The sequence below is a fragment of the Microcoleus sp. BM001215392 genome (genome assembly GCF_036700185.1).
GTDB lineage: Bacteria > Cyanobacteriota > Cyanobacteriia > Cyanobacteriales > Microcoleaceae > Microcoleus.
In genome coordinates, this window is sequence record NZ_JAUBOJ010000133.1 from 1 (window position 1) to 2,984 (window position 2,984).

Sequence of the window (2,984 nt, forward strand, 5' to 3'; positions counted from 1 at the left end):
AGTTATAATCCCATATTGACTACGGTCATGCTTCGCCCCTACAAACATATTTGCCAAAGTGAGATGCGCCCGGTTTTCCCTGTATAAATTTACGCTCTCAAGCGGATTGTATTCTCACCTAAACCCAAGACGACAGCCACATCCTAATTTTCCATTCCATTTGCGACAAAGGCAATCCCAAATAGAGAGGCATCCAGAAAATAAAAGCACCCAAAACCAGAAAAATTATTGTTACCCCCATCCCTCGGAGGCGAGTTTGTGGGCTGTGCAGCCACCTGTCAGTCCACCAAGCAAGTGCTAAAGCTGCAAACACAGAACAGCCCATATAATGGTACAAAAATACGCAGCGAGTTACCTTCACCCAAGGCAGCAAATTAGCAGCCCAATTAACTATTAAATATAACGCCAGCCACATTTCGGCAGTCGGCGGAAACAAAATCGGCCGCTGCTGTTCGATCGCCTCAACCGAAGCCACCCGGCGCGTTTCCATCCACACTAAAACCCGGTGAACCAAAACTCCTATTACTAGCAGTAAAGCTAAGGTTGACAGCCACCAAAGAAAAGGATTACCCATCGCGTGTACGTCAAAAATTACCGGATTTACACCGATCGGCAAAGGTGGCAAAACTGGATCTGATGGTGCATTGCTGCTAATAGTTTTGTAGAAGTAGACGATCGGGCGCAGCATCAAAGGCCAACTGTACCACGCCGAACAGTAAGGATGCACGTTAGGCCCGCTTTTAATCCGCTGGTGATAAGTCAAAATTTCCGTTTGCATCTGCCAAAAGTTGGGAGTTGGATTGAGATGCAGGTGAGGAATCCAGGAGATGCTGTAAACTAAAACAGGAATCACAGCTAGACTCAAAATTACTTCTAAAAATTTGAGTTGAGTCAGTTTTTGTACGGGACTTTCCGGCGGCAAGAGATTTGAATTTACCTCAGGGCTTTGTTCTTCATCTCCTAGGTTTCTCTGGATCAAACGCACCGCCCATGCGCAGATTAAAATTAGATAAGTACCGAAAAGAAACCACAAGCCGTTCCATTTGATAGCAGCAGAAGCGCCGAAACCTATCCCGGCTAGCACCAGCCAAAGCCACCGTTTTTTGCCTTCTGCTTCTACGGATTTTAAAATAAATAGTTGTCCTAAGATTCCGAACAAAACCAGATAAATGTTGTTGAGCGCGTAGCGAGATTCAACTAATAATAAACCGTCACAGGCGATAAATAAAGCAGCCAGAAAAGCAAAGGTGCGGCGCCGCACTAGCTGATAAGCCAGGGCTCCGACAACAAGGGGAATAAAAGAACCAGTCAGAGCATTCAGCCAGCGGTAATCCCAAGGAGAGAGCATTGAGCCTGCTAGACTGTTGACGGCTGTTTTGCCGAAGGGCAGGTGTTTGCCGATCGCAATTCCGATCGCAATTATGTACTGACTCAGCGGCGGGTGAGCGTTGAAAAAAGGTGTTTTGGTGAGATAATCGTTGGCAAACTTCGCGTAATAAACCTCGTCAAATACGAAGGTGTTAAATCGCTCCAGTTCCCAAAAGCGCAGAGTCAAAGAAAATAGGAACACACCGAGCATTCCTAGACCAAAAACAAGAGTGGATCTGTTGAATGGTTTTTTGTTGAGTTTCATAAAATAACCGAAAATAGTAGATGCTAGATTTGGGGGCGATCGCTAATTTAAAAATACTGAGTTGACAATAGCGTAAAAATTACAATTTTGACTTGTAACCTTTCGCTGTGGCAAAAGGGAAATTGCACCTGACAATGTGCGATCGACTATGATAGCGGTTAACCAGGTCTGGTTTAAGGGGTGTTTATGAATCTCCGGCTGTGGGTTTGGGGGATAGCTGTAGGTGCGAGTATCCTGCTAGGAGTTCCGGCGGTGGCTGCACCGAGTGCGATGCAAATTAGTCAAGGGGTATCGCAGCAGGGAGGAGGAAACCCGGCTGCTGAAAAAGTTTTGAAAGAAGGGGTGGAACTGTACCAGGAGGGGACAGCAGAATCTTTAAGAAAAGCGATCGCCAAATATCAAGAAGCATTAAAGCTGTATCGAGAAGTGGGCGATCGCACAGGAGAAGCTACCACCCTCCACAACATCGGCGCTGTCTACTCGGATTTGGGAGAAAAACAGAAAGCCCTAGAATATTACAGCCAGTCCCTTCCTCTGAGACGGGCTCTCGGCGATCGCGCGAAAGAAGCCACCACCCTCACCAGCATCGGCAAAGTCCACTCAGATTTGGGAGAACAGCAGAAAGCGCTAGAGTATTATAACCAGTCCCTTCCCCTGAGTCGGGCTCTCGGCGACGCTAAAGGGGAAGCTGTCACCCTCGCCAGCATCGGCACTGTCTACGATGATTTGGGAGAGAAAGAGAAAGCGCTAGGGTATTACAACCAGTCTCTTCCCCTGAGTCGGGCTCTCGGCGATCGCCGTGGGGAAGCTACCACCCTCACCAGCATCGGCAGAGTCTACTCAGATTTGGGAGAAAAGCAGAAAGCGCTAGGGTATTACAACCAGTCCCTTCCCCTGAGTCGAGAAGCGGGCGATCGCCGTGGGGAAGCTGTCACCCTCAACAGCATCGGCAGAGTCTACTCAGCATTGGGAGAAAAACAGAAAGCCCTAGAGTATTACAGTCAGTCCCTTCCCCTGCGTCGGGCTGTAGGCGATCGCAGTGGGGAAGCTACTACTCTCAACAACATCGGCTTAGTCTACTCAGATTTGGGAGAACAGCAGAAAGCGCTAGAGTATTACAACCAGTCGCTTCCCCTGCGTCGGGCTGTAGGATCTCGCCGTGGGGAAGCTGTCACCCTCGCCAGCATCGGCACAGTCTACTCAGCATTGGGAGAAAAGCAGAAAGCCCTAGAATATTACAACCAATCCCTGCCCCTGACACGTGCCGTGGGCGATCGCAGTGGCGAAGCTACCACCCTCAACAACATCGGAATAGTCTACTCAGAATTGGGAGAAAAGCAGAAAGCGCTAG

General features: G+C 48.7%; 2 protein-coding genes. One reads left to right on the top strand and one right to left on the bottom strand.

The genetic code is table 11. The features are described from left to right. Nucleotides 1–118 precede the first annotated feature (118 nt). Complete coding sequence (locus QT974_RS15860; RefSeq protein WP_442933185.1) at nucleotides 119–1,579, bottom strand: dolichyl-phosphate-mannose--protein mannosyltransferase; 1,461 nt, start codon at nucleotides 1,577–1,579, stop codon at nucleotides 119–121. A gap of 240 nt (nucleotides 1,580–1,819) precedes the next feature. On the opposite strand from QT974_RS15860, the gene QT974_RS15865 reads away from it, so the two are divergent. Beyond that, on the top strand, nucleotides 1,820–2,984 hold a 1,165-nt coding region (locus QT974_RS15865), incomplete at its 3' end, for a tetratricopeptide repeat protein (RefSeq protein WP_442933184.1).